Source organism: Hymenobacter nivis (assembly GCF_006439025.1).
Taxonomy (GTDB): domain Bacteria; phylum Bacteroidota; class Bacteroidia; order Cytophagales; family Hymenobacteraceae; genus Hymenobacter; species Hymenobacter nivis_A.
The window spans coordinates 708,983-735,381 of the sequence record NZ_RCYZ01000002.1; the positions used below are offsets into that span (position 1 = coordinate 708,983).

At 64.8% G+C, this 26,399-nt stretch carries 20 protein-coding genes; 4 read left to right on the plus strand and 16 right to left on the minus strand.

The features are described from left to right. The first annotated feature begins 66 nt into the window (after positions 1 to 66). On the plus strand, positions 67 to 2,097 hold the full coding sequence (locus EAH73_RS07525) for an alpha amylase C-terminal domain-containing protein (protein WP_140465853.1): 2,031 nt from the start codon (positions 67 to 69) through the stop codon (positions 2,095 to 2,097). Positions 2,098 to 2,198: 101 nt separating this feature from the next. Next, positions 2,199 to 2,450 (plus strand): hypothetical protein, encoded by a 252-nt coding sequence (locus EAH73_RS07530; protein WP_140465854.1) that lies wholly within the window; start codon positions 2,199 to 2,201, stop codon positions 2,448 to 2,450. A 29-nt stretch (positions 2,451 to 2,479) separates the two neighbouring features. Here EAH73_RS07530 and EAH73_RS07535 read toward each other — a convergent pair whose 3' ends face one another. After that, positions 2,480 to 3,097: a TetR/AcrR family transcriptional regulator gene (locus EAH73_RS07535; RefSeq protein ID WP_140465855.1), complete on the minus strand. Its 618-nt coding sequence runs from the start codon at positions 3,095 to 3,097 to the stop codon at positions 2,480 to 2,482. Positions 3,098 to 3,331: 234 nt separating this feature from the next. Between EAH73_RS07535 and EAH73_RS07540 the strand changes: the two genes are divergently transcribed. After that, positions 3,332 to 4,252, plus strand: coding sequence for a hypothetical protein (locus tag EAH73_RS07540; protein WP_205012969.1), 921 nt, complete (start codon positions 3,332 to 3,334; stop codon positions 4,250 to 4,252). Positions 4,253 to 4,729: 477 nt separating this feature from the next. On the opposite strand, the gene EAH73_RS07550 is transcribed toward EAH73_RS07540, so the two are convergent. From EAH73_RS07550 to rhaT, 15 genes are all read right to left on the minus strand, one after another. Then, positions 4,730 to 5,140, minus strand: a complete 411-nt coding sequence (locus EAH73_RS07550; RefSeq protein WP_140465858.1) for a DUF6691 family protein — start codon at positions 5,138 to 5,140, stop codon at positions 4,730 to 4,732. Positions 5,141 to 5,149: 9 nt separating this feature from the next. Further along, positions 5,150 to 5,710 (minus strand): YeeE/YedE family protein, encoded by a 561-nt coding sequence (locus tag EAH73_RS07555; protein WP_140465859.1) that lies wholly within the window; start codon positions 5,708 to 5,710, stop codon positions 5,150 to 5,152. A gap of 41 nt (positions 5,711 to 5,751) precedes the next feature. After that, positions 5,752 to 7,110: an MBL fold metallo-hydrolase gene (locus EAH73_RS07560; protein ID WP_140465860.1), complete on the minus strand. Its 1,359-nt coding sequence runs from the start codon at positions 7,108 to 7,110 to the stop codon at positions 5,752 to 5,754. Between the two features lie 57 nt (positions 7,111 to 7,167). Beyond that, positions 7,168 to 7,986 (minus strand): sulfite exporter TauE/SafE family protein, encoded by an 819-nt coding sequence (locus EAH73_RS07565; RefSeq protein WP_193560190.1) that lies wholly within the window; start codon positions 7,984 to 7,986, stop codon positions 7,168 to 7,170. A gap of 70 nt (positions 7,987 to 8,056) precedes the next feature. Next, the gene (locus EAH73_RS07570; protein WP_240047174.1) at positions 8,057 to 8,383 is read right to left on the minus strand and encodes an ArsR/SmtB family transcription factor; all 327 of its coding nucleotides are present in this window, start codon (positions 8,381 to 8,383) and stop codon (positions 8,057 to 8,059) included. Between the two features lie 220 nt (positions 8,384 to 8,603). Continuing rightward, the gene (locus EAH73_RS07575) at positions 8,604 to 9,833 is read right to left on the minus strand and encodes a glycoside hydrolase family 27 protein (protein ID WP_140465861.1); all 1,230 of its coding nucleotides are present in this window, start codon (positions 9,831 to 9,833) and stop codon (positions 8,604 to 8,606) included. Positions 9,834 to 9,918: 85 nt separating this feature from the next. Continuing rightward, positions 9,919 to 12,819: a beta-galactosidase GalA gene (gene galA, locus EAH73_RS07580; protein ID WP_140465862.1), complete on the minus strand. Its 2,901-nt coding sequence runs from the start codon at positions 12,817 to 12,819 to the stop codon at positions 9,919 to 9,921. 814 nt (positions 12,820 to 13,633) lie between these two features. Further along, the gene (locus EAH73_RS07585) at positions 13,634 to 15,343 is read right to left on the minus strand and encodes a M14 family metallopeptidase (protein WP_205012970.1); all 1,710 of its coding nucleotides are present in this window, start codon (positions 15,341 to 15,343) and stop codon (positions 13,634 to 13,636) included. 778 nt (positions 15,344 to 16,121) lie between these two features. Further along, on the minus strand, positions 16,122 to 16,691 hold the full coding sequence (locus tag EAH73_RS07590; protein ID WP_140465864.1) for a lactate utilization protein C: 570 nt from the start codon (positions 16,689 to 16,691) through the stop codon (positions 16,122 to 16,124). Further along, entirely contained in the window at positions 16,688 to 18,082 is a 1,395-nt protein-coding gene (locus tag EAH73_RS07595) for a lactate utilization protein B (RefSeq protein WP_140465865.1), read from the minus strand. Before EAH73_RS07595 ends, EAH73_RS07590 begins: the two co-directional genes overlap by 4 nt. 2 nt (positions 18,083 to 18,084) lie before the next feature. Continuing rightward, positions 18,085 to 18,825 (minus strand): (Fe-S)-binding protein, encoded by a 741-nt coding sequence (locus EAH73_RS07600; RefSeq protein WP_140465866.1) that lies wholly within the window; start codon positions 18,823 to 18,825, stop codon positions 18,085 to 18,087. A 46-nt stretch (positions 18,826 to 18,871) separates the two neighbouring features. Then, positions 18,872 to 20,212 (minus strand): FGGY-family carbohydrate kinase, encoded by a 1,341-nt coding sequence (locus EAH73_RS07605; RefSeq protein WP_140465867.1) that lies wholly within the window; start codon positions 20,210 to 20,212, stop codon positions 18,872 to 18,874. Further along, positions 20,209 to 21,492: a TIM barrel protein gene (locus tag EAH73_RS07610; protein ID WP_140465868.1), complete on the minus strand. Its 1,284-nt coding sequence runs from the start codon at positions 21,490 to 21,492 to the stop codon at positions 20,209 to 20,211. Before EAH73_RS07610 ends, EAH73_RS07605 begins: the two co-directional genes overlap by 4 nt. 146 nt (positions 21,493 to 21,638) lie before the next feature. After that, on the minus strand, positions 21,639 to 22,649 hold the full coding sequence (locus EAH73_RS07615; protein ID WP_140465869.1) for a GntR family transcriptional regulator: 1,011 nt from the start codon (positions 22,647 to 22,649) through the stop codon (positions 21,639 to 21,641). Positions 22,650 to 22,750: 101 nt separating this feature from the next. Beyond that, entirely contained in the window at positions 22,751 to 23,788 is a 1,038-nt protein-coding gene (gene rhaT / locus EAH73_RS07620; RefSeq protein WP_140465870.1) for an L-rhamnose/proton symporter RhaT, read from the minus strand. Between the two features lie 426 nt (positions 23,789 to 24,214). Between rhaT and EAH73_RS07625 the strand changes: the two genes are divergently transcribed. Then, positions 24,215 to 26,326 carry a bifunctional rhamnulose-1-phosphate aldolase/short-chain dehydrogenase gene (locus tag EAH73_RS07625; RefSeq protein WP_140465871.1) on the plus strand — a complete coding sequence of 704 codons (2,112 nt, stop codon included), beginning with the start codon at positions 24,215 to 24,217 and terminating at the stop codon, positions 26,324 to 26,326. Positions 26,327 to 26,399: the final 73 nt, after the last annotated feature.

Sequence of the window (26,399 nt, forward strand, 5' to 3'; positions counted from 1 at the left end):
GGGCCCGCATTCGCAGCCCCGCCGCTACCTTTCGCCTACCAATTGCCAAACCCTGCCGCCCCGCCCATGGAACCCACCGCCCCGCTTGCTGCTCCCGTGCCCCAGTTGCTGCTCGTGCAGCACGACTCCTGGCTGGCACCCTACGAGCCCGTGCTGCGCCAGCGCCAGGCCCGCCTGGCCGCCCGCCTGGCCGAAATCGCGCAGCACCACGGCTCGCTCGACGCCTACGCCACGGCCCACCAGCAGCTGGGCCTGCACTACGACGGCCGCCGCCGCGGCTTCCGCTACCGCGAGTGGGCCCCGGGGGCCGAGGCGCTCTACCTCATCGGCGACTTCAACGGCTGGGACCGCCAGGCCAACCCCTTGCAGCGGCTCGACTACGGGGTGTGGGAAATTTTCCTGCCCGACAAAGAGTACAAGGACCGGCTGGTGCACAACAGTAAGTACAAAGTGCACGTGGTCAGCGCCAACGGGGCCCAGGACCGCCTGCCCGCCACTGCCCGCCGCGTGGTGCAGGACGACCACACCAAGGACTACGCCGCCCAGGTGTGGCGCCCCGCCACCGCCTTCGCCTGGACGGACCAGAAGTTTCGCGTGGCCGCCGCCGTCAAGGAGCCGTTCATCTACGAGGCACACGTGGGCATGGCCACCGAGGAGTACCGCGTGGGCCTCTACCGCGAGTTTGCCGATGAGATGCTGCCCCGCATCGAGGCCGACGGCTACAACTGCGTGCAGCTGATGGCCGTGATGGAGCACCCGTACTACGGCTCGTTTGGCTACCACGTGGCCAACTTTTTCGCGCCCAGCTCGCGCTTCGGCACCCCTGAAGAGTTGAAGTATTTGATCAACGAGGCCCATCGCCGCGGCATCGCCGTGCTGCTCGACGTGGTGCACTCGCACGCCGTGAAAAACCAGGCCGAGGGCCTGGCCGACTTCGACGGCTCGGGCAACCTGTACTTCCACAAGGGCGAGCGGGGCAACCACCCGGGCTGGGATTCGAAGCTGTTCGACTACGGCCGGCCCGAGGTACAGCAGTTCTTGCTCAGCAACTTGCGCTACTGGCTGGAGGAGTTTCACTTCGACGGCTTCCGCTTCGACGGCGTGACGAGCATGCTCTACCACCACCACGGCGAGGGCGTGGCCTTCGTAGGCTACGACCAGTACTTCGGGCCCGGGGCCGACGAAGACGCCATCCTGTACCTGCAGCTGGCCACCACGCTGGTGCACGAGTTCAAGAAGGGGGCCCTGCTGGTGGCCGAGGACATGAGCGGCCTGCCCGGCCTGGGCCGCCCGATTACCGAGGGCGGCATCGGCTTCGACTACCGCCTGGCCATGGGCATCCCTGACTATTGGATCAAGCTGCTCAAGCATACGCCCGACGAGGGCTGGAACCTGGGCGACCTCTGGCACGTGCTCACCAATCGCCGCGAAGGCGAGAAAACGGTGGCCTACGCCGAAAGCCACGACCAGGCCCTGGTAGGCGACAAAACGCTGGCCCAGTGGCTGTTCGGCGACGGCATCTACCACCACATGCAGGCGGCCGACCCCGACCCGAACGCCGCGAGGGCCCTGGCGCTGCACAAAATCATCCGCCTGGTGACGCTCACGGCCGGCGGCGAGGCCTACCTCGACTTCATCGGCAACGAGTTCGGGCACCCCGAGTGGGTCGATTTCCCCCGCGCGGGCAACGGCTGGAGCTACCAGTACGCCCGCCGCCAGTGGAGCCTGGCCGACAACCCCGACCTGAAATTCCACTTCCTCGGCAATTTCGACAAGGCCCTGATTCACCTGGCCAAGGCGCGCCACGTGCTGGCCGCCGGCCCGGCCCAGCTGCTGCACCACGACGAGGAGCACAAGGTGCTGGCCTTCGCCCGGGGCCCGCTGGTGGTCATCGTCAACCTGCACGTGACGCAGAGCCAGCCCGACTACCGCTTCTGGGTGCCCAAGGAGGGCCGCTACCGCGTGGTGCTCTCCTCCGACAGCGGCCAGTTCGGCGGCTTCGACCGGCCCGACGAGTGCTACATCTACGAAACCTACGAGCAGCACCTGCGCGTGTACCTGCCCAGCCGCGTGGCTCTGGTGCTGGCCCCAGCGTAGGGCCCCGGGAGGGGTGTAGGGGTTATCTCGTTGAGAAATAATTGTAGTTCAAACGACTACCAATGCTTGTTTATGCTCTTCGCTTCCTCCTAGTTTTTTTTGTGGCACCGCTGCTCTTCTTGGGAATGAGAATCTCCTGCAGCCGCAAATACAAGGGCATACAGTACAGCTCGTACCAAGTAGCAGGCACCTCAAAGCTCACCGTTATTACCGATTCATTGGTAGCTGATCAAGGAACTGCTGATAACCAGTTCTACATGGATTTGATGACAAAGAAGGACACTTTCTGGGTCAAGCCGATTGAGCAAAAGCTAAGTTTCCCAATAGTAAATCTTATTCGGGTGGGTTGGTGAGTTTCGCGGGCGTTTGCACGAAGTAAGCGCTAGGCGGCAGGTACGTGTAACCCGCCTTGAATCAGCGCAGCGAAGGTTGCCGTAGCTTCCTGCTCGCTGCAATTGCCCGCGAGCATCAGCACGGATAGCGCCTCCCCGGCCCCGATAAGCCCGACGCAGTACCGATGCAGCGCGGCCGGTGAGTACGCGCTATGCGGCCCGAGCGCCGCGACAAACAGGTGGGCATACCCCGCCAGTAGCTCCTGCTGCACGGCCGCCATTTCCTCGCTGCCGGACAGGGCCGCGCCGACCGCTTGCCATTCGCCCCCCATCTTCAAGGAACAGCGAACGTAAGCGCTGGCCAGTACCTGGGCCGTATCCGCCAGGCCTCGTTGCTCGCCGCTCAATGCCGCTTGCAACGCCTGGGTATGCTGTTCATCGAGGGCCTTGTAGAGTGCGGCCAACAGCCCCGCCCGGGTGCCAAAGTGTTCGTACGTAATGGGCTTCGACACGCCAGCCCGTGTCGCTAGGTGGCCGAGCGTCAGCCGGTCGGCCCCTTCCTCGCGGACGATAACCAAGGCCATGGCTAGTAATTGGCGCCGACGCTCCGCCTTGGGCAGGCGGCTCGAAGCTGGCTGCGGCGCGTCTAGTTCAGAAGGCTGAAGCATGCAGGGGGGCTGAGTTGGTACGAGCTAGCAAGAGTGGGTGTAGAAAAATGGTTGTTTAACCTACTATTAGTAACTTACTATTGGTAGGTTACTAATAGTAGGTTACCTTTGTTAAAAGTAACCAACAACTTTCTAAACAACCTTATCATGACACAAGCTCCTCTTCTGCTTATCGGTGGTGCCGGCGCAATTGGTCGCCAGACCGCGCAATTTCTACGGGCTACTCACCCCGAAGTGCCGCTCCTGATCGGGGGGCGCGACCTGGCCAAGGCCGACGCGGCGGCGGCTGAAATCGGCAATGCGCAGGGCGTACGGCTGGACCTAACCGCCCCTGGCCTCGGCCTGGGCCAGCGCTCCATCAGCGCGGTTGTCATCTTCTACATGGACCATACCTTGGCCGCGCTTCGGTTTGCGCAAGAGCGCGGGGTGCCGTTCCTGAGCATCTCGACGGGCATCTTTGAGATTGCGCCCGAAATAGCGGCCTACATGCACCAGCCGCACGCCGCCCCCATCGTGCTCGGCTATGAATGGCTGGTTGGGGCCACCACCTTGCCCGCCTTGGCAGCGGCCAACGCGTTTGGCCGGGTGCAGGGCATTACCATCGGCGCGCTCGTGGATGAGCAGGACGCGGGTGGGCCGGCCGTGGCCGCCGACTTTGCGCACTTTGCCCAGCTGCTGCCCGCGGCCTTCACCCGGCGCGACGGCGCCTACATCTGGCGGGCAGGCGAGGAGGCCAGGACCACGTTCCGGGCCGTCGACGGCACCCTAGTAGACGCCACTGGCTTCTCCTCCATTGATGTCGTGGGCCTAGCAACGGCCACCAACGCGCCGAACGTGCAGTTTAATCTCGCCATGGGGGTAAGTTCAAGCCGCCGCCGGGGGGAGCCGAAGTCGACCGAAATCATTCTGGAGCTGAGCGGGGAAGACCACGCGGGACAGCCCCTGCGCACCCGGCAGGCGGTGGTGCACCGGGGCGGCGCAGCCCCGCTGACCGGCCTTGGGGTCGCTATGCTCTTGGAGCGGCTCACCGGGCTCGATGGCCAGCCTCCGACCCCGGCCGGCCTGTACTTTCCTTACCAGTTGCTGGAACCTACGATCTATTTCGCGCGCCTCGCGCAGAGCGGGGGCCTGGTGTTGCCGCTGGAAGTGCTGTAACAGGAAACCAGGCGGCTAGCCACCTTTTAAAGACAACGAAGGGCGTGGTTGATCAACTAGGGCCTACGGGCAATTGGCTTTGCGGTACGGGACTTGAGGGTGACGAATTGAGTGAAGGCGCGTGGGAAAAGCTCTCCCGCATTTGGCGGGTAAGGCTCGCGAAGTAGGCTGTACGGAAGCCTATAACCGCCTGTTTTTGAATGCCATGCTCCGGGTCATACGCTACGGTGGCACGCGGCGTATCCTACCCAGGCGCTTCAGCAAGCACGATTCGGTGCGCAAGCGGGCCTTGCGCTGGGCATAGAAAGGCACCTGGCAGCGCCCGTTCTCGGCCGTGCGCCTGCCGGAAGTGGATGCGGCGTTGCTGGATTCGACGACTACGCGGGCGCACCAGCGCGCAAGCGGGTAGGTAAAAAAACGCCTTGGCAATGAGGCCCTCGGCCGCAGCCGGGGTGGGCTAACGACCGAGCTATATGCCTAGTACGGCAGCTTTTCGCGCAGGGCGCTGTAGGTCCAGGTGCCGGCCAGGGCGGCCAAAATCATGACCGCCGCCGCGCCCACGCCGCTGCCCAACTGCGCAAACAGCGGGCCGGGGCAGGCCCCGGTGATGGCCCAGCCGAGGCCGAAGATGAAGCCCCCAATCCAGATGCCGTGGTTGAATTTCTTGTCGGCCAGTACAATGGGCTCGCCGCTGATTGTCTTGAGCCGATTGCGCTTGATGAGCTGAATCGAAACCATGCCCACCACGATGGCCGAGCCGATGACACCGTACATGTGGAAGGCCTGGAAGCGGAACATCTCCTGAATCCGAAACCAGCTGATGACTTCGCTTTTGGTGAGGATTATTCCAAATAACGTGCCTAGTGCCAGGTACTTAATGTATTTCATGGCAGGTAGTTAAAATAGCATGGGATAAACAACCCAGGTCATGAACAGCCCGCCGGCAAAGAAGCCAACGACGGCTACCAGCGACACCCACTGCAAGTTGGAGAGCCCCGAAATGGCGTGCCCCGAGGTGCAGCCGCCCGCGTAGCGCGTGCCGAAGCCCACCAAAAAGCCCCCCAGCACCATAAATACCCAGCCCTTCCAGTTGGCCAGGTTGCCGAGGGCAAACAACTCCTTGGGCAGCAGGCCGGAGAAGTCGGTGAGGTGCATTTCAGCCTTCAAATCGTGCACCGTAGCGGCCGAAATGGCCACCGCTTCGGGGTGGCCCAGGAGCCGGTAGTCGATGAAGCCGCCCAGCACGATGCCGAGCACAAACACCAGATTCCAGGCTTCGGCCCGCCAGTTGTAAGTCAGAAATGGGATGCCGGCCGGCACGCAGGCCGCGCATACGTGGCGCAGTGCGCTGCTGATGCCCAAGGCCTTATTGCCCACGAGCAGCAGTGCCGGCACCGTGAGGCCAATTAGGGGCCCGGCCACGTACCAGGGCCAGGGTTGTTGCAAGAAATCAAGCATAGCAAAAGGCAAGGATAGAAAGAGGGGGTAGGGCTGGCTCATTAGCGAGCCGCCAGGGCCAGCACCGGGAACGACTTCACGGCCTCGCCCAAATCGAGCACTGCGGTACCGGGTAAGGCGGCCGCTACGATGCTGCTGCCGGCTGCCGAGCGGTAGCCGCCGGCGCAGTGCACCACCACGGGCCGGTCGGTCGGAATCTCCTGGGCCCGCTCGCGCAGCTCGGGTAGCGGAATGCTGAGCGAACCGGCGAAAATGGGCTCGTCGCGGTGCTCCACTGGGTTGCGGATGTCCACGATGGTGTACTGCTCCGGGTGCTGGCGGAAGGCGGCCACGTCGAGCGCGGGCGTGGTGGCATCGGTGGCCGGCGTGCCCACCAGCGCGCCCTCAATCAACGGCTCATAGCCGATTTTGGCCGTCTTCTGAATCAGGTCTTCCAAAGTCGCCGCGTCGGCGGCCAGGAGATAAAACGGCTCCTGGGGCCCCACAATGGAGCCCAGCCAGGTTTCAAATTTGCCGCCTTGCTGAATGTTGAGGGCCCCGGCCACGTGGCCCCGCTTGAACGCGCTTTCGGGGCGCGCGTCGATGACGACCGCGCCGGCCGCCAGCGCGGTGCCGGGGGATAGGCGCTTCACCTGCTGCACGCTAGGGGCGTAAGCGGGCGCGCCGGCCTTGTTGAGGGCCACGTCGTAGCCAAAGTACTTGGGAATGAACGGCTGGTCGGCCAGCAGCTCCTGCACAAACTCAGCTTCGCCCAGCGGGCGCAGCATGGGGTTGCCGATTCTCTCGGCGCCGATGGTGCTGCTGTTGGCCCCACTGAGGGCCTTGCCGCAGAGGCTGCCCGCGCCGTGCGCCGGGTACACCAGCACGTCGTCGGCCAGGGGCAGAAGCTTGGTGCGCAGGCTGTGGTACAGCTGGCGGGCCAGCTCCTCGCGCCGGGCGGTGAGGTTGCCGGCGGTTTCGCGCAGGTCGGGCCGGCCCACGTCGCCGATGAAGAGCGTGTCGCCGGTGAACACGGCCACGTCCTTCCCCGCCCGGCTGAGCACGATGCTGAGCGAATCGGGCGAGTGGCCGGGCGTGTTCAGGGCCCGAAACGTGAGCTTGCCGCTCGTAAACGAGTCGCCCTCGTCAAAGGCTTCGTGCTCATAATCAGCCCCGAGGAGCTGGCTCACGCGGATAACGGCGCCGGTGGCTTGGGCAATTTCCAGGTGCGACGACACGAAGTCGGCGTGCGGGTGGGTTTCGATAACGGCCACGATTTTCGCCTCGTGCGCCCGGGCGAAGTCGTAGTAGGGCTGGGGGTTGCGGGCGGGGTCGATGAGCACGATTTCCTGGGCGCAGTCGCTGAGAATAGCGTACGAGAAGTGGGCCAGGCCCTTGTCTTCAAACTGTTCGATTTTCATGATGCAGGCGAAAAAACGGGGAAAGAAACGGGAGCGGATGCGGGCTGAAAGGTCAGTTTAGGCGTGGTGAAACAGCAGCTCTTTGGTGAGGATAAACGCGCCCATGGCCAGCGTGAACCACCCGAAGGCGGGCTTGAGCCGGGCCCCCGGAATGAAGCGGGCCAGGTAGGTGCCTAGCACGATGCCGCTCAGCGCAAAGGCCAGAAAGCCCAGCAGAAACGACCAGTCCATGGCCCGCCCGGCGCTCAAATCGCCGGTGAAGCCGATGAGCGAGTTCAGCGAAATGATGGCCAGCGAAGTGCCCACGGCCAGCTTCATGGGCAGGCGCGCCCCCAGCACCAAGGCCGGGATGATGAGGAAGCCGCCCCCCGCGCCCACAAAACCCGTGAGCAACCCCACCACCAGGCCAATGCCGAGTATGAGCGGGTAGTTGAAGGCATGGACCGGCGCGGCCGCGCCGTCGGGTACGCCGTCGGGCTGCTTGCTGCGGATCATGGAGGCCGCGGCTACCACCATGAGTACTGCAAAGGCCACCAGCACCAGTAAGTCTTTGGTGAACACGGTGCTGCCCACCCTAAAGAGCACCTGCGGAATGGCCGGCAGCAGCACCTTGCGCACCAGAAACACGGCGGCCAGCGACGGCAACAGGAACACGATGGCGGTTTTCAGCGACACCAGGCCCTTGCGGAAGTAGCCCGACGCCCCCACCACCGACGTGCTGCCCACCACAAACAGCGAGTAGGCCGTGCTCAGCACCGGGCTCACGCCCATCAAATACACCAGCACGGGCACCGTGAGGATGGAGCCGCCCCCGCCCATAATGCCGAGCGACAAGCCAATGAAAATGGCGGCGAAGTAACCCAGGTAATGCAACATGGCGGGCGGGGCGAAACAGATGAAATTATGATGGTTTGTTCATGTATTGTGCCAAAAAAAACCGCGCCGCTTACAGGAAGGTACACGCTGCCAGGCACTGAATGACGTCGATTACCTCTCTCATTTTCAATGAGTAATAAATGTTTTTGCCGCTGCGCGAGCTGCTGAGCAGGCCCTTGCTTTTCATAGTGGCCAGGTGGTGCGAGGTCAGCGACTGCTCGGCGCCGCCCAGCCGCTCGCAGATGTCGCCCACCGAGAGGCTGTCGTGGGCGGCCAGCAGTTGCACAATGGCAATGCGCGTGGGGTGAGCCGTGGTTTTGAGAATAAAGGCCACCTTCTCCATCTTCTCGATATCGAGGCCCATATCTACTAGCGGTGCGGTGGGGGCGGAGTTCATAAGACGAAACAAATATATGAAACAAATTTCATGTGTATAAGCTGTCGGGGTAACTTGCCCAGGCCTGCCAGAGTTCCCGCATTGTCAGCAGTACAGAATTGCTTGCCCACCTGCCGCCGGTAGCCCTGGTCCCGGTAGGCCGCAAGGCAGTTAGCCATCCCTTGAATCTGGGGGCCCTAATTTTTTGATGCGCTCCAATAATCTATCGCTTACCCGATGGCTACTTGCTTAGCAGCAGTACCACCACGTCGTGGCTGGGTACGGTGGCTGCGAAGGCCTTTTTGGTGGTGCCCACATCCTTGTGCGTCCAGGGGTTGCGCAGGCGGTAGGTGGTTTTAGCCGCGTTCAGCTCGGCTTTCGACACCTCGTCGGTGATGGGGGTGGCCTTCCAGTCGAAGCGAACGGGCTGGGGTTTTTTGCTGCGGTTGAGGAAGGCCACGGCCCACTTGCCGTCGGCCAGGGGCTTGAGCCAGGTTTCGAGGCTGTCCTTGGCGGCGTAGCGGTAGCCCTGCACGCCCAGCTTGTCCTGGTCGATGGCGAGCACTTCTTTGTTGGTCAGGATTTCTTTGGTCTGCGGGCTCATCTTGCGCAGGTCGTTGCCGGTGATGAGCGGGGCGGCCATCATGCTCCACATGGTGAAGTGGGCGCGGTCCTCGTTGGCGGGCATGCCGTTGCCGACTTCCAGCATGTCGGGGTCGTTCCAGTGGCCGGGGCCGGCGTACTGGCGCAGGTGCTGCTGCTTGTCCATGATTTGCATCACGCCCCACGATTTCCAGGTGCCGTGGTCGTTGATGCAGTCGAAGCAGTTGTAGATGTCGCCGGTGGTGCGCCACAGGTGGCCCACGGTGGGGCCCCACTCCCAGGGCTTGTCGTTGCCCCACTCGCAAATGCTGAGCACCATGGGCCGCCCGGCCTTGCGGATGGCGGCCGTGATGGTTTTGTAGGCGCCTTCGGCCTTCAGGCCCTCGGTGTTGCACCAGTCGTATTTGAGGTAATCGACGCCCCACTCGGCGTACATCTGGGCATCCTGAAACTCGTAGCCCCGGCTGCCGGGCCGGCCACCGCAGGTTTGGGAGCCCGCGTCGGAGTAGATGCCAAATTTCAGCCCTTTGCTGTGCACGTAGTCGGCCAGGGCCTTCATGCCCGAAGGAAACCGCTTGGCATCGGGGTGAATAAAGCCCTGCGCGTCGCGCTCGCCGTGCCAGCAGTCGTCGATGTTGATGTAGGTGTAGCCGGCGTCTTTCATGCCGGTGGCTACCATCGCATCGGCCACTTCTTTGATGAGGTTTTCATCGACGTTGCAGGCAAACTTGTTCCAGCTGTTCCAGCCCATCGGGGGCGTGAGGGCTAGGTTATCGAATTTCTTGTAGTTCTGCACGTAGTTGTTGCCTTGGCTAAAGGCCTGAAACGAAGCACACATGCCAAGAAAAAGCAGCGAAATTTTCTTCATAAGAAGGGTAAGAAAAAAAGGTAGCGCAGCTGGCTGATGCGCAGCTGCAGCAAGTGACAAGCGGGGCGGGGCTGGAAAACCTGCCCTATAAAGCGGGCCGGGGAGTAGCAGCCACCGACTTGATTTTGAGTACGCTGGCCTTCAGGCCGGGCGCCGTAGCGGTGAGCGTAATGTCGCCGGGCGTGCGCGTGCCCTGCACCAGCACTTGCGCGAGGCCGTTGAACGCCTTGCGCCGCCAGGCGGCGGCCGGGGTAATGACCTGTACCGTGCCGGGGTCAATGTTGAAAACGTCCCAGATTTGCTTTTTGACGAAGGGCACCGAAACGACTGCCAGGCTATTGCGGCCCGGCTTGAGCCAGCTTTTATCGAGCTGGTAGCCCTGGGCGCTGGCCTGCTCACCCGTCAGGTTTTGGGCCAGCGCGTGGCCGTTGATGTAGATGGACTGCTGCTGGCCAATGGGCTGGTAAAAGAACGTAATCTGCGCTGCCGACAAGTCCGCTGGCAGCTCAAAACTCCCGCGGTTCACGTACGCCTGGGCCGTGGGAACGAGCTCGGTTGCGGCGTCGTACTGGCGGGCGGCCGCGCTACCCCAGCCGGAATCATCGAAGGCAGCGCCGGTTTCCGCGCCGCTCACCGGGCCGCCGAAGCCCTTTTCTTTGACGTTTTCGATGGGCAGCGCCCGCACGGTTGGCAAAAACTGGTCGGGTTCGAGCGAGGTCGGGTCGCCGTTGCCGACCCCGATTATCTTACCGGGGCCCCGCAGGCTGAACGTTACTTCCGAGTCGGCGGTCGGCATCAGGCGCTGGTTTTTGGCCTCAATGCGCACCGTCACAACCGATACGTCTTCGCCGTTGGCCTGCACCGTTGCGCTGCTGGCGGCCAGGGCAATGGCGGCGGCCGGGCCGGTTGTCTGCACTTGGTCGGTGGCAATTTTTTTGCCGTTGCGGTAGCCCACGGCGGCCAGCGTGCCGGAGGCGTAGGGCACCTGCCATTCGAGGTGCGAGTTTTTGGTCATCGCCTTTTTGCCCAGGCTTTTGTTGTTTAGAAACAGCTCCACCTCGTCGCAGTTGCTGTAGGCCCACACGTCGATGGGTTGGCCTTCCTTGCCGGCCCAGTTCCAGTGGGGCAGCAGGTGCAGGGTGGGCTGGGTGGTCCACCACGATTTCAGGTAGTAGTAGTCGTCTTTGGGGAAGCCGCAGAGGTCCAGCATGCCGAAATACGACGTGACCGACGGCCACCGGAACGGCGTGGCTTCGCCCCGGTAGTCGAAGCCCGTCCAGATGAACAGGCCCGCCAGGTAGGGCCGGTCGGCGTAGTGGCGCCAGCCTTCCTCGATGCTGTAAAAGCTCGGGCGCGGCTTTTTGTCGTAGGCCGCGATGTAGTGCTTGGCCATGTCGGTCACGTACACGCCGCGCGTGGCAAACGTGGAGCCTTCCTCGGTGCCCCAGCCGGGCTGCTGCGGAAACTTGGCGTGCTGGGCGTCGGTGCTGCCCTGGGCAATGTAGTTGTAGCCCATCACGTCGATGGTAGTGGAGGTGCCTTGGCCCCAGCCGCCGCTGATGCCCGCGGTGATGGCCCGCGTCGAGTCGATGGTTTTGGCGTAGGCCTGCATGGTGGCCGCAATGCGGGCCCCCAGAACGTTGCTCTCAATGGCCCACTCCTCGTTGCCGATCGACCAGCTGATGATGCTCGGGTGGTTGCGGTCGCGCACCATCAGCGTTTTCAGCTCGTTCAGTAAGGGCTCGGTGATGCCCATCAGGCGGTTTTCGTCGATGACCAGCATGCCCAGCCGGTCGCAGGCGTCGAGAAGCTCGGGGGTAGGGGGGTTGTGTGAACAGCGGTACGCGTTGCTGCCGAACGACTTGAGCTGCCTAATGCGCCAGTCCTGCAGGGCGTCGGGGATGGCCGTGCCCACGCCCGCGTGCTCCTGGTGGTTGTTGGTGCCCTTGATCTTCACGTGCTGGCCGTTGAGGAAGAAGCCCTCGTTGGCGTCGAAGCGAATGGTCCGCACGCCAAACCGGGTTTCGTACTGGTCAACGGCCGCGCCGGCCTGCTGCACGCGCGTCACCAGCTTGTAGAGGTAGGGCGTTTCGATGGACCACAGCCGGGCATTGGCCACCGGAATGGTGCAGGTGAACTCTTGCTCGCGGGCGGCCCCCAGGTGCAGCTGCCGCACCTGGGTCGTGGCCACGATTTGGCCGGCCGCGTCCACCACGTCCTGCACCACGTCGAAGGTTTGGGGCGTTAGCGCGCTGTTTTTAATGGTGGTTTTGGCCGTGAGGGTGGCCGCGCTGCCGTCGAGCTTGGTGGTGACGAACGTGCCGTGGGGCGCCACGTGCAGCGGCGCAGTTTTGGTGAGCCAGGTGTGGCGGTAAATGCCCGCGCCTTCGTAAAACCAGCCTTCCTCCATCGTGGCGTCCACGCGCACCGCAATCACGTTGGGCTTGCCGTCGTAGTGGAGGTAGTCGGAAATGTCGTACTGAAAGCCGTTGTAGCCGCTGGCCTGGGTGCCGAGGTAGTGCCCGTTCACCCACACGATGGAATTGCGGTACACGCCGTCAAAATCGAGGCTGATGCGCCGGCCCAAGTCGCTGGCCGGCACTGCAAACGACTTGCGGTACCAGCCCACGCTGGTGTTGGGAAAGGCGCGGCCCACGGTTTTGAAGCCGTGGCTGAAGCTGGCCTGCTCGCTAAAACCCTGCTCCACGGCCCAGTCGTGCGGCAGGTCGAGCTGCCGCCAAGCGCGGTCGTCAAACTTGACGGCCGCCGCGCCGTCGCCATTTCCCGTCTTGGCCAGGTAGGAAAAGTAGCTGGTGCCGTTGGTGAAATCCTGCTTCGGGTCAGACGGATGGCCGTAGGCGAAGCGCCAGCCGGCGTCCAGCAGCAGGTGCTCGCGGCCCGCCGCAGGGCCCTGTGCCCGGCTGGCCAGGCTGGCGCTCAGCAGCAGCAAGAAGGTAGCGCAAAAAGAAGACAGTCCGTTTATCATACCGTAGCTCACGAAGTTTTGATAGTAGGTTTGGTAAGCAGCGCGGCGGTCCGGCCCCAGCGCTTACCCCATCGAAAGGAGGAAACGTCTCTCAGAGCTAGCGCCCGGCTCGTGGTGCGCCCAGGACTCGAGCCGCCCGGGCGGCGCAAAGGGTGAAAAAATTTATGCCTAGCATTTTCCAGCAGTGCAATGCCCGGTGCCCCGCCGCTGGCTAGCTACCGGCCCCCAAAGGACGCCGCCACTGCAAGCTGTGGGTAATGAAATAAGCGCAGAAAGCAGACGCATTCTAACGGGAATGAGCCTGTTCTACTACCCGGGGGCGGGTGGCAAGCCGGGTATTAAGCAAAGGGCCTTGTAAGGGATATGCTGGGGCCCCAGCAAGCAAGGGTGGGGTGCAGAGCGTGGTGGTGAGTTGGACGCGGAGTTGCAGTTCCGCTGAACGGGTGGTGCTGTCAGGCGCAGTGGCCGTTGCAGCCGCAGGCAGCGGGCTGACGCTGTGCCGGCAGATTCGCCAGAGTAGGCCCGGCGGCCGAGCTCCAGACGCGCATCGACGTGCTGGCCATTACCCCCACCACGGCTGTGGTGCGCGTGGAGCTGAAGAAAGATGTGCTCGGCGGCTATTTTACCGATTTCCAAACCTTGCTCAGGTAAGGTGGCCGGTGGCGGGTGCTGGCCAGGGCGTACCACCAGAACGAAGGCTAGGGGCCCCACTCTACCGGAACCTATCAAGAACCTGGTCTTCTGGGAGCGCCTCAAAAGTGTGGGGCAGCGCCATCAATTAAGCCGTCCAACTGGTGGCGGAGCCGATAGCTGCTTAATTCAGCTCCCGCATAATGGGGTACTGCCAGTGGTAGGGGTGGCCCGGCCCCGCGTGCGCGTAGAGCCAGGCGAGGCGCGCGTCCGGGTCGGCGGCAAAGGCAGGCTCGGCGCGCAGCTTGGCCTCGAACGCAGCTTTCAGGGCGGGGTCGGTGGCCAGTAGGCGCTCGCCCAGCGCGGCCAGGATGAAGTCGTCGGTGCTGGGCGCGGGCGACAGTATTTCGGGGAAGAAGCCCCAGGCCAGGAACGAATCCTGGCTTTCGGGCTCCAGCAGGGCGGCCGCCAGCAGGCCGTTGGGCTGGTCGGCGGGCACGCGCACGCTGCCCGCGGGCAGCACCTGCGGGCCGGGCTCGTGCACAAAGCTGGCCGCCAGCGGCACGCGCCCTTCGCTGGGCGGCAGCAGCTTGGGGTTGAGGAGCCGCACCCGGTCGAGCTGCAGGGTGCGCGGCGCCGTTATCGTTTCAAACGCGATGCCGTGCAGGCGCAGCCGGTCGAGCACTTCGGCCTGGGCGGCGAGTACCCACCAGGCCCGGGGCAGGCGCACCGACTCGGTGGGCTGCTGCCCAATAATGGGCATGCGGAAGGTAATGGGCTGGCCCAGCCAGCGCTGCTCCCGCCGCCCCGAGGCCGGCGATTGGTACCACTCGAAGGCGATGCCCTTGAACTGCTCGACCCAACCGATGGGCTGCGGCGCGGGCGCCCAGCGCGTGAGCAGCTCGGCGGGCCGGCTGGCCCGGTCCGTGGCCTTGGCCGCGGCGATGCGCCCGGCATCCTGGGCCGCAATGCGGAGGGCGGCTTCCAGCAATACGTAGGTACCGAGCACGCGCTGGCGGTAGGGCTTGAGCATGTGGTTCTCGACCAGCACGGTGGGCACGCTGATGAAGTCGCCGTAGCCAGTGGAGTAGCGGGGCCCCTCGGGGCTGTAGCGGATGCCCTTGGCCGGCGCGCGCGTGTCGATGGGGCTGGGGTAGATGGTGGGCAGGTGGCCCGCCTGGGTCAGCGCCCGCATCGCGGCCGGGCCGAAGCTGCCCTGCAGCCAGTCGGCCGTGGCCCGGTGGCGCGCGTAGGTGCCCCAGCCCGCGTAGGTGAAGGTGATATCATGCTGCATGTCAAAGCCTTCGCTCACGTGGCAGTCGATGTAGAGCAGGGGGTCTAACCCGCGCAGCAGCCCAATCATGGCCCGCGTTTCGGGTGCATCGGCCTTGGCGTAGTCGCGGTTCAGGTTGCGGTTGCGGGCATTGTTCTCAAAGCCTTTTTCGGCGGGGCCGCGCAGCTGCGGGAAGTTCCAGGCGCTCAGCTGCTCGTGGCCGTCAATGTTGTAAACCGGCACGAATACGAGGTCCACGCGGTCGAGCAGGTGGGCCTTGCCGCGCAGGGCAATGTCGCGCAGCAGCATTAGGCCGGCGTCTTTGCCGTCGATTTCGCCCGCGTGAATGCCCGCCTGCACCAGCACCACTGGCTTGGCGGGGCCGCCCCGGCTGGCGCGCACGTACAGCAGCTCGCGCCCCTCGCCCGTGCGCCCGAAGGGGTGCAGCGTCACGAGCGGCGAGGCCGCGGCGAGCCGCTCCAACCAGGCGCGGACTTCGGCGTAGCGCGGCGTAGTTTGGAAGTTGGCGGCCTCGGCCGGCGTTATCCACTCGTCGCTGGGCTCGGCAATCAGCTGCTCGCTACGGCCCGACCAAGGCCGGGCGGGGGGAAGGTCCAGCACGGTTTGGGCCATTATTTTTGGAGTAGCCAAGCAGCTTAGCCCCGCGATAAGCGCGGCGATACGACAAGAGAAAGTAATCAACATACGCTCGTAAACGATAAAACCAACGGCGCCCCGCTGCGCAAAGAACGCCGCCGCGGGCCAGCTAAAACGGCGGCCAGGGGCCTGCAAATGCGCCACCGCGCTGCCAGTGCACGATTTCGGCCTCGGTGCAGAGGCTGGTGGCCAGCTCCTGGCGTACGCGGGCCTCAAGTGCCGCGCTCGGGCTGGCTCTGGGGGCCCCAGTGCTCCCCCAATGCGAAACCACTTGGGCGTCTGGCACTGCGCCAGCGACGCTCAAGCAGGAGCAAAATTGCCGGGGCCGTGCGCTTTCCGGCCGGAGCCGTCGGGCTCCAGTTGAGGCTGGCTACCACCTGGCTACCACGCTGGGCAGCCAGGTGGCCGGAGTAGCCAGGACTATGTTTCTGAGCAATGTCCTTCGGGCCATGGTAACGGAGGCCAATGTAAAAGGCAGCGAACCAGTGCCGGCCGCGCAGCCAAAGGGATAGTTGGGGTCAAGCATCCCGACGGGCACCTGCACCCGTGCGGGCCCTGGCCCCGCCAGCGTTTGGTGCGCTTACCGTAGCCTTGGGCCAGCAAAAGGCCGGCCACTGGCCGCCCCGCCGGGCCCAGCAAAACGGTGTGCGCAGTCGTGCCCGGGCTACGGGTTGGTGGGGCCCCTGCTGGCGCGCCGCTAAGGGGTGGCGGTTGCCTGCCGCGGCGAAGCACTGGTCTTGTTTTAGTGCAGCAGCACCAGGAGGCTGCGGGCCCCGTGGGCCCCGATTACCAGCGACTGCTCGATGTCGGCCGTTTTGGAGGGGCCCGCTAAAAAGGTGCCGTAGCCCCCCGGCTGGCCGTTTAGCCGGGCGTAGGCCTGGTGCATGGTGGCCACCAGGGCGTGCTGGTCGAGGACGATGGCCAGGTGCTGGGCCACGGTGGGCAGGGCGCGGTGCAGCATGGCCGCTTCAGGCAGCCAGATGCTGCCGTTTTCGGCCACGCCAAACGCGCCGCGCAGCACGGCTAGGTCGATGGTGGCCAGGGTCGCCGCCGGGGTGGTTGCAGCCACGGCTACGGTCGCCGGCAGCAGGTCCGAAGCCACGCGCCGCTCGTTGGGGTAGCAGCGCGCTACCGTGGCCGCGAGCTGGCTGAGGTGCGGCAGCTGGATGGCCTGGGCCCCAATGCTTTCCAGCAGGGCGATGAATTTCTCCACTGAAGCCTCGCCGTCAAACAGCGGCACGGTGGGCAGGGGCAGGGCCCCGGGCTGGCTGGCGCGCACGGCGGCCAGCATCTTTTCCCGCGCCGTGCTCATACGGTCGGGGCGGGGGTGGCAGCCTGGGCCGCGTGCCAGTCGCGGAAGCTTTGCTTGGGCGGCGCGGGTAGCTCGCGGGCAATGGCCCAGGGGTTGTAGCCCGGCGCGTGGCTGAGGGCGTGCGGCACAAATCGCAGCCCAAGCCGGGCCGCCGCGCCTCCGGCTTTGAACAGAGCCGGCCGGGCCAAGACGCGGCTTAGCAGCTTCATGCTGTACTTTTTGCTGGCCGGCAGCATTCCCTCGGCCCCCAGCACCTGCCGCCACTTGTAGAGCTGGGTGTGGATATCAATCTTAACTGGGCACACGTCGGTGCACGAGCCGCAGAGCGTGCTGGCAAACGGCAGCGAAGCGTGCTTGCGCATGTCGATGTTGGGTGAGAGAATCGCGCCGATGGGCCCCGGGATGGTGAAATCGTAGCTGTGGCCGCCGCTGCGCCGGTACACCGGGCAGGTGTTCATGCAGGCCCCGCACCGGATGCACTTGAGCGAAGCCCGGAAGTCGGGCCGGCCCAGCTGCTGGCTGCGGCCGTTGTCCACGATGACGACGTGCAGCTCGCGGCCGGGCAAAGGCTTGGTAAAGTGCGAGGTGTAGGTAGTGATGGGCTGCCCGGTGGCCGAGCGCGTGAGCAGGCGCGTGAACACGGCCAAGTCCGAGAGCCGGGGCAGCAGCTTTTCCATGCCCATGCAGGCGATGTGCACCCGGGCCAGGCCAATGGCCAGGTCGGCGTTGCCCTCGTTGGTGCACACCACCACCGAGCCCGTTTCGGCGATGGCGAAGTTGACGCCCGAAATGGCCACCTCGGCGGCCAAGAACTTCGCGCGCAGGTGCTGGCGGGCAGCTTCGGTGAGCTGCTGCGGGTCGGTGAGGCCCTTTTCGGTGCCCAGGTGCTGCCAGAAGGTTTCGCCCACGTCCTCCTTTTTGAGGTGGATGGCGGGCAGCACCACGTGGCTGGGGGCCTCGTCGCGCAGCTGAATAATTCGCTCGCCCAGGTCGGAATCAATCACTTCTACCCCATGGGCCAGCAGGTGCGGGTTGAGGTGGCACTCCTCCGTTAGCATTGACTTGCTCTTGACCACCCGGCTGGCCCCGGCCTGCCGCACAATGCCCAGCACAATCCGGTTGTGCTCGGCCGCGTCGGCGGCCCAGTGCACGCGCACGCCGTTGGCCAGCGCAGCGTCTTCAAACTGCTCCAGGTACTCGGCCAGCCGGCTCAGGGTGTGGTCTTTTATGTCGGAAGCGAGTTGGCGCAGCTCCTGAAATTCGGGCGTGGCGTACACCGCTCGGTCGCGCTTCTGGCGCACAAACCACAGCGTTTCGTCGTGCCAGGTGGTGCGCTCCTCGTCGAGTAAAAACAGGTCGGAGCGCTGGGCGTGGTTTTGGGGCTGGCTCATGGTTAGGCAAGGGCGCCGTTAAGGATTTCCGCGGCGTGCAGCACCCGCAGGGGCAGCTGGCGGCGGCGCACGATGCCCTCCAGGTGCATCAGGCAGCTCATGTCGCCGCCGGTGAGCACCTGGGTGCCGTGGCGCAGGTGGTCGGCCACGCGGTCTTGGCCCATGCGGGCCGAAATGCCGGCCTCGCTCACGCAAAACGTGCCCCCGAAGCCGCAGCACTCGTCGTTGCGGTCCAGCTCGGTCAGCTCCAGGCCGTCCAGGCCCGCCAGCAGGCGGCGCAGCTGGCCGTCGCGCACGGGCGTCATCTCCGATTCGTTGGCCTGGTGCAGGCCGCGCTGGCCGTGGCAGCTCAGGTGCAGGCCCACTTTGTGCGGGTAGCGGCCGGGAATTTCCGTAACGCCGAGCACCTGCGTGATGAAGTCGAACAGCTCAACCGTCGCCGTGCGCACGTGCTGCACGGCCGGGGTTTGGTCGATGATGTCGAAGTGCTGGCGCACGTGGTACACGCAGCTGCCGGCGGGCCCCACCACGTAGTCGTAGTCCTGGAACGTGTCCACGAAGTGGTGGTACACGGGCTTGGCGTCCTGCTCGCAGCCGCTGTTGGCCATGGGCTGCCCGCAGCAGGTTTGCTGCTTGGGGAACGCCGCCGCCACCCCCAGCTTGGCCAGCAGTTGCAGCGAGGCAATGGCCACCTGGGGGTAGAACTGGTCCACGTAGCAGGGCACAAAAAGAGCAACTTTCATAAAGCGTACCCGCTGGCTGCTGCGCAAGCGGTAATGGATAAAAGTGCTAAGTAAAAACATTGGCTGGTTTTTGCTGCGCCACGCCCTGCTCCAGGTGCAGCAGGGCCCCCAGGGCCGTGGCCTGCGGCACCTCCAGCGTCTGGAGGCCGACGCCAGGAAAGGCCTCGGCCAGCAACTCCCGAAACAGGGGGTTGCGCGCAAACCCACCGTCAAGAAAAATGGTGGGCTCGTCCTGCCGCACCAGCCGGATGGACGCGGCCAGTATATCAACCAACCCCCTCATCAAGTGCTGGTACGCATCGCCGGCCGTGCGGAACCCCGCCAGGTCCCAGGCCTGGGCCGGCTGCTCAGGGTAGGGCCCCGTGCCGTGCATGCACCACGGCCGGAAGGGCGCGGCGGCCGGGTCGGCCGGCCGGGCCGTCACCTGCGTTTTGTAGAACTCGTGGCTGAACTCGGCCTTGATGCGGAAGTGGTTGGCAATGTGTTGCACCTGGTAATCGTGCTCGCGGCCCAGAAACACGCGCGCCGCCAGCACCCCCTGGCCCTGGGGCGAGAGGTAGCTCAGGCAGTCGCGCCGCAGCAGCTCGGTGGTGAGCGGCTGCTGGTTGAAGGGGTTGAAGGTGACGGCCCAGGTGCCGGTCGAAACGAGCAGAAAAGGCGCGGCGTGCCGGCGCAGGTAGGGCAGCACCGCCGCCGACGAGTCGTGCAGGCCCGCCCCCACCAGCACGCCGTCCACCACAGCCGCGATGGGGTCTTGCAGCAGCGGGGCCAGCTTGGCGGCCAGGCCCTCGCGGTGCACCCAGGCGTGGTAGCCGTGGCGGGCAAAATCCCACAGGGCCGTATGGCAGCCCACGGAGGTGTAGTCGCTAAACTTCTCGCCCGTAATCAAATACGACAAGTACTGCGGCAGGTGCAGCGAGGTGTGCACCCGCGCGAACAGCTCAGGCCGGGTGTATTTCAGCCAGTAGAGCTGCAAGCCGGAGTTGAGCAGGCCCAGCGTGGGCGAGCAGGTGGCCGTGGCAAATTCCTCGGGCGGCGCGCCCACCGCGGCGTAAAACTGCGCGGCAATGCGCTCGGGCAGCGGCTTGAGGTAGTTGTAGAGCGGGGCCACCGGCTGCCCGTCGGCCCCGAGGTGCACGAAGCTGGCGCCATAGGCCGTGAAGTTGACGCCCTTGAGCAGATAGCTGGGGTGTTGGCGCAGCGCGTGCCAGTTGCTGAGCACCCAGTGGGTGAGCCGTTCCAGGGTTTCGCACGGAAATCCATCGTCGTCCACCGTTTCGAGGCATACGTGCTGGTGCTCTTCCAGCAGCCGGTGGCTTTCGTCGAAAAGCAGGATTTTCTTGTTGGTTTTGCCAACGTCGAAAATGGCGTAAACGGGCTTTCTCATAGCCCGGTGGCCAGCGCGTGGCGGCCGCGCTGCGCAATGAGGCCGGCCCGGTGCGTAGCCTGGCGGTAGGCGGCCACCGGGCGCAGGGCCCCCCCGGCCTGGCGGTAGGCCTCGGCCACCAGGGGCCGCACATCGGTCAGGAAGGCGTCGCGCAGCAGGTCCTCGGCCAGGGCCGCGTCGTTGGCGGCCTGGGCGGCCTGCAGGGCCGGGCGGTCTACGAGCAGGGATTTGGCGTAGGCCGTCAGGATGTTATCGGTCGATTGGAGCAGGTCTTCGAGCGGGTCCTTGGTGTTGTGGCTGGCGTCAATCATGTAGGCCACGGCGGGGTTGTGCACGGTGGCATCCTGGGCGCTGTCCACCAGCTCGTTGAAAATCAGGAACAGCTGAAACGGCTTGATACTGCCCGTGGTCAGGTCGTCGTCGCCGTACATCGAGCCGTTGAAGTGGAAGCCCCCCAGCCGCCCAAAGTGCTGCAAGCGGCCCACAATCTGCTCGATGTTGGTGTTGGGCAGGTGGTGGCCCAGGTCCACGAGCACCTGCGCCTGGGGCCCCATGGCCTGGCACAGGGCGTAGGACGTGCCCCAGTCGGGTATCACCATGGAGTAAAAATTGGGCTCGAAGGGCTTGTACTCGACGAGCAACGTCCAGTCGGGCGGCAGGGCCCCGTAGATGGCCGCCAGCGACTCCTGCGTGCGCTGGTAGGCCCCGCGGAAATGCTGCTGGCCCGGGAAGTTGGAGCCGTCGGCCAGCCACACGGTGTGCACCAGGGCCCCCAGCTGCCGGCCGTACTCCAGGCACTCAATGTTGTGCTGCACGGCCTGCGCCCGCACCGCGGCATCAGTGCTGGCCAGCGACCCAAACTTGTAGGTCTGGGCCTGGCCGGGCTGGTCCTGAAAGGTGTTGGAGTTCATGGAATCGATGCGCAGGCCGGCGGCCGCCAGCTGCTGCTGGGCGCCGGCCACGTCGGTCGGTATATCCCAAGGAATATGCAGCGAAATGGCGTTCGATGAGCCATTGAGCTGGTGCAACAGGGCCACGTCGGCAATTTTCTCCTCCAACGAGCGCGGCTCGCCCCCGCCCGGGAAGCGTCCGAAGCGCGTGCCGCCCGTGCCCAGGGCCCAGCTCGGCACGGCCACCTGAAACTGCCGCAGCTGCGCAACCACGGCCGCCGCGCTGGCCGCGCTGCGCTGGTCCAGCTGCTCGCTGAGGTGATGGTAGTTAGCCTCGTGGCCGGCCACCAGGGGCGCGTTCAAGTCGTGGAGTTGCTGGGCGAGTAGCATCGGTCGGGTAGGGGAGAAGGAAAGAAAAATGCCGCGACAGGCAGGTGGAGCTAGCCGCTGCTGGCTGCTGCGCAAAGAACTACGGTGGGCCCGGGGCAACCTTTCTGCACTCTCCTGCCCGCCTGGGGGCCCCAGTGGCGGGGCCCCTAAATGGAGCCCCGGCGAATTATGGAGAAGGGGTTACGCACCTTCTCCTGCTTGCCTTCCAGCAGCATCAGGGCGGCCGTGCGGCCCATGTGCTGGAAATCGGTGGTGATGACGGTGATGCCCAGCAGGTCCTTCAGGGGCGTTTCGTTGAAGCTGATGATGCCGATTTCGCGGCCCAGCAGGTAGGGCGTCTGGCGGACTTTTTTGACCAGCTCCACCAGGTCGGTTTCGCGCAGCACCACGTAGCAGGTGCCAAATTCCAGCACCTCTTCGCGGGCATTTTCGCGCACCGCGAAGTCCTTGTCGTTGTAGGTGCCGAAGTGCCGGAAGCCCTGCTCAATTTCAGGGGGGAAATTCTCGTCGCTGGGCAAAATCATCCGCATGCGCGGGTACTTCACCAAGTCGGGCGCGGCCGAGTTCAGGGCCCCCCCGATGTCGCGGGCAAAGTCTTGGTACACCGCCAGGCAGGGGTGGTGCAGCTCCGGCACGTTTTTGTCGAGCAGCACCAGTTGCGCGGGCGGAATGCTGCGCAGCACGAGCAAGTAGTCGTCCGGGGGCGTGGTGTAGGTGAAGTGGGGCATCACCACGTAGTGGCTGTACTTGCCCAGGTTGGCGGCAATAATCTGCCGGAACAGCTCCGCGCTGTAGTGGTGAATCTCCAGGTGCACGGTGGCCCGGCTGCCCAGGGCCTCCAAAAAGGCATAGTAAATTTCCTTTTTGTAAGAGCTTAGCTTGTTGAACACCAGTAGGATCTTCAGCTTGTCGGGCTCGCGCGAGAGCACGTAGTAGCCCTTGCCCTGCACCGAGTTGATGAAGCCCCGCTCGCGCAGCTCGCGGTACGCCTTTTCCACTGTGTCGCGGGCCAGGTAGTGCTCCTCGCTCATCTCGCTGATGGAGGGCAGCTGCACCCCCGTTTTCAACGCTCCCCGCTCAATGCCCTCGATGACGGACTGTACAATCTGCTTGTACTTGGGCATCTGGTCAAGCGGATCGAGCTGTAAGTGGTACATGGGAAAAAGCAAGCTGGTTAATCAAGTGCGCAAGCTTACCAATTTCTGGCTTAGTAGAAGTATTCCGTGGGGGGAATGCACTGGAAAAATAGGCGCGTCGTTCAGCCCGCCAGGTAGTTGCCGTAGCCCACCACCACGGTCGAGAAGATGACCAGGCCGATGCCCAGCGTAATGGTGCGCAGCGTGCTGGAATTGGCGCCGCGCCACTCGTGCAGCAGCAGGCCCCACATGCTGCTGAAGGCGATGATGAAGGCCATGTGCAGCGTCCAGCCCGAGAAGCGGTAGGCCCCCATCTGGCTGTCGCCCATGCCGTAAAAGAAGAACTGGAAGTACCAGGTAGTGCCCGCCAGGGCGCAGAACAGCACGTTGCGCAGCGCCGGAAACGAGGGATTGCGGTAATCGCTGAACGTGTGGTTTTTCGCGTTCAGGTACAGGCACCAGGCGGCGTTGGTGGTGAGGCCGCCGGCCAGGATTACCACCAGAATGGCGTTGTTGACGAACAGCGGGTTGGTGCCGCTACTGGCGGCCAGCGCCGCGATGGGCTGCCCGGCGGTGAGGCCAAACGAGAAGCAGGCGCTCATAATACCGCTAAAAATGGCCACCGCCACCCCCTTGCGAAAGTCGAACTCGGCGACGGACGTGCGCTTTTCCGCCGCGCTCTGCGACTTCTCTTTGAGCAGTCCGGCCCGGCCGCAGACCAGGATGCCCAGCACGCACACCCCCAGCCCCAGCAGCACGAAGCGGCCCGAGGCGGTGCCCACCAGCGTGCCCAGCGTGCCGGTCCACAACGGGGGCACCAGCGTGCCGAATACGGCGCACAGGCCCAGCGTGACGGCCATGCCCAGGCTCAGGCCCAGGTAGCGCATGGCCAGGCCAAAGGTGAGGCCGCCCATACCCCAGAGCACGCCCCACAGGTACGTCCACCACAGGGTGCTGCTGGGGGCCTGGCGCAGCACGGCCAGCAGGTGGGGCACGGTGAGGGACCCCAGCACCCAGGGCGCCACCAGCCACGATACCACGCCGCCCACCAGCCAGTAGCTTTCCCAGGCCCAGCCGTTTACTTTTTTGTAGGGCAAGTAGAAGCTGCCCGAGGCAAAGCCGCCCAGCGCGTGAAACAAGACACCAAGAAGAACAAGCATGGGGTAGGGCGGGAGTGGAAGGTACCGCCCGCAAAACTGCGCGCCGAAACCGCTGCCCCCTTCCTGCACCCACCTGCACCGACCTGTACTCTCCTGGCTAAAGCACAAATTAATCGGTCTCCAGTGCCACATAATGGGTCGTTTTGAAAGGAAAAAAGGCTGGTGCGGCTGCGCGGGAGCCGCGGCTGGGGCCCCCACGCAGCCGCAGCAGGGCCCCCAGCCGGGCCAGATGCCAGGAAGTGGAAGTGAACCTGCCGGTGCGCGGGGCAACAGCGGCCGAACGGGGAGCTGGGGCCCTAAAAAAAGGCGCAAGAGCAGGAGAGTACAGGAAGTTGGCCCCGCCGCGGGTGGCAACATTTGCCACCGCTGCCACCCACCGGCTGGGGCCCCGGGCCCACTTCTCCTCCTTCTTCTCTGCTTCTTCTCATGAAAAACACCCTGACTTTCCAGCACGTTAGCTACCTCTGGGACGAGGCCAAAGCGGCCGAGCTGGCCGGCGACGAAGTAGCGCTGTTCCTCTACCGCTCCAACCTGCTGGGGGCCGACTTGCGCCTGACCAACTACGCCGGGGGTAACACGTCGGTGAAGGTGCAGGCAACCAACCCCGTAACTGGCGAGGCGGCCGAGGTGATGTGGGTGAAGGGCTCGGGCGGCGACATCGGCACGCTCACCAAGGCCGGCTGCGCCAACCTCTACGTCGAGAAGCTGCACCAGCTGAAGGGCCGCTACCGGGGCCTGGCGCACGAGGACGAAATGGTGGGCCTGTTCGAGTACTGCCTATTCGACCCTAAGTGCGCCACGCCCAGCATCGATACGCCGCTGCATGGGCTGCTGCCCTTCAAGCACATCGACCACCTGCACCCCGACGCGCTCATTGCCATCGCAGCGAGCGCCGATGGCGAGCGCATTATGCACGACATCTGGGGCGACACCATGGGCTGGCTGCCCTGGCAGAAGCCGGGCTTCGACCTAGGCTTGCAGTTGGAGAAAATCGTGGCCGACAACCCTAGCCTGCGCGGCGTCATCCTGGGCGGCCACGGCCTCTTCACCTGGGGTGAAACGAGCTACGAATCGTATCTGAATACGCTGGAAGTCATTGAGATGGCTGCTGCCTACCTCAAAGCCCACTACGGGGAGCGGGGCCCCGTGTTCGGCGGCGAGCAGCGCCCCCAGGCCCTGGACGCCGCCGCCCGCCGCACCGCCGCCGCCGCCGCCATGCCCGTGCTGCGCGGCCTGGCCAGCAGCCCGGGTCGCCGCATGCTGGGCCACTACACGGATGATGCCCGCGTGCTCGAATTCGTGAATTCGCACGACCTCGCCCGCCTCGCCGCCCAGGGCACCAGCTGCCCCGACCACTTCCTGCGCACCAAAATCCGCCCGCTCGTGCTCGATGCCGACGTGATGACGGGCGACGCGGCCAGCGTGAAAACCTACCTGGAAGCCCAATTCGAGGCGTATCGGAAAGATTACGTGGCCTACTACGAGCGCAGCAAGCACGCCAATAGCCCGGCCGTGCGCGACGCCAACCCGGTGATTATTCTGTGGCCCGGCGTGGGCTTGTTCTCCTTCGCCAAGGACAAGCAGACGGCCCGCGTGGCCGCCGAGTTTTATACCAACGCCATCAACGTAATGCGCGGGGCCGAGGCCGTGAGCACCTACCAGGGCCTGCCCGAGCAGGAGGCCTTCAACATCGAATACTGGCTGCTCGAAGAAGCCAAGCTCCAGCGCATGGCCCCGCCCAAGGCCCTCTCGGGCAAGGTGGCCTACGTGACGGGCGGCACCGGCGGCATCGGCAAGGCCATCTGCGAGGAACTGCTGCGCCACGGGGCTTGCGTGGTGGCCGCCGACCGCGACCGCCTCGACGAAACTCAGGCCGACCTGCGCCAGCGCTTCGGCCCGGACAGCGCCCTCGCCGTGGCCATCAACGTGACCGATGCCGACAGCATCGCGGAGTCGCTGCGGGCCGCGACGCTGCAATTCGGCGGCGTGGACATCGTGGTGAACTGCGCCGGCCTGAGCATCAGCAAGCCACTGGCCGATACCACGCAGGCCGACTGGGACATCCTCAACGATGTGCTCGTGAAGGGCCAGTTCTTGGTGAGCCAGGCGGCCGTGGCCATCCTGCGCCAGCAGGGGCAGGGGGGTGATATTGTGAACATTGCCAGCAAAAACGGCCTGGTGGCCGGCCCCAACAACGTGGCCTACGGCACGGCCAAAGCCGCCCAGCTGCACATGAGCCGCCTGCTGGCCGCCGAGTTGGGCCCTGACAAAATTCGCGTGAACACCGTGAACCCCGACGCCGTGCTGCGCGGCTCCAAAATCTGGGAAGGGGCGTGGGCCGCCGGCCGGGCCAAGGCCTACGGCATCACGGTGGAGGAGCTACCCGCCTTCTACGCCAAGCGCACGCTGCTTGGTGAGGAACTGCTCGTCGAAGACATCGCCCAGGCCGTGCGCGTGTTTGTCGACGGCTCGCTGGCCAAGAGCACCGGCAACGTGCTCAACGTGGACGGCGGCGTGGCCATGGCCTTCGTGCGCTGAGCCGTGGGACCCCGGCAGCCCGGGGGCCCCACGGCTCAGCGGCCCGGGCGGCTGGGGTCTCCGGGTGGCCGCC

Coding starts and splice junctions, on each gene's coding strand:
- EAH73_RS07525 (WP_140465853.1), top strand. CDS start 67: ATGGAACCCACCGCCCCGCTTGCTGCTCCCGTGCCCCAGTTGCTGCTC.
- EAH73_RS07535 (WP_140465855.1), bottom strand. CDS start 3,097: ATGCTTCAGCCTTCTGAACTAGACGCGCCGCAGCCAGCTTCGAGCCGC.
- EAH73_RS07550 (WP_140465858.1), bottom strand. CDS start 5,140: ATGAAATACATTAAGTACCTGGCACTAGGCACGTTATTTGGAATAATC.
- EAH73_RS07555 (WP_140465859.1), bottom strand. CDS start 5,710: ATGCTTGATTTCTTGCAACAACCCTGGCCCTGGTACGTGGCCGGGCCC.
- EAH73_RS07560 (WP_140465860.1), bottom strand. CDS start 7,110: ATGAAAATCGAACAGTTTGAAGACAAGGGCCTGGCCCACTTCTCGTAC.
- EAH73_RS07565 (WP_193560190.1), bottom strand. CDS start 7,986: ATGTTGCATTACCTGGGTTACTTCGCCGCCATTTTCATTGGCTTGTCG.
- EAH73_RS07570 (WP_240047174.1), bottom strand. CDS start 8,383: ATGAACTCCGCCCCCACCGCACCGCTAGTAGATATGGGCCTCGATATC.
- EAH73_RS07575 (WP_140465861.1), bottom strand. CDS start 9,833: ATGAAGAAAATTTCGCTGCTTTTTCTTGGCATGTGTGCTTCGTTTCAG.
- galA (WP_140465862.1), bottom strand. CDS start 12,819: ATGATAAACGGACTGTCTTCTTTTTGCGCTACCTTCTTGCTGCTGCTG.
- EAH73_RS07590 (WP_140465864.1), bottom strand. CDS start 16,691: ATGAGCACGGCGCGGGAAAAGATGCTGGCCGCCGTGCGCGCCAGCCAG.
- EAH73_RS07595 (WP_140465865.1), bottom strand. CDS start 18,082: ATGAGCCAGCCCCAAAACCACGCCCAGCGCTCCGACCTGTTTTTACTC.
- EAH73_RS07600 (WP_140465866.1), bottom strand. CDS start 18,825: ATGAAAGTTGCTCTTTTTGTGCCCTGCTACGTGGACCAGTTCTACCCC.
- EAH73_RS07605 (WP_140465867.1), bottom strand. CDS start 20,212: ATGAGAAAGCCCGTTTACGCCATTTTCGACGTTGGCAAAACCAACAAG.
- EAH73_RS07610 (WP_140465868.1), bottom strand. CDS start 21,492: ATGCTACTCGCCCAGCAACTCCACGACTTGAACGCGCCCCTGGTGGCC.
- EAH73_RS07615 (WP_140465869.1), bottom strand. CDS start 22,649: ATGTACCACTTACAGCTCGATCCGCTTGACCAGATGCCCAAGTACAAG.
- rhaT (WP_140465870.1), bottom strand. CDS start 23,788: ATGCTTGTTCTTCTTGGTGTCTTGTTTCACGCGCTGGGCGGCTTTGCC.
- EAH73_RS07625 (WP_140465871.1), top strand. CDS start 24,215: ATGAAAAACACCCTGACTTTCCAGCACGTTAGCTACCTCTGGGACGAG.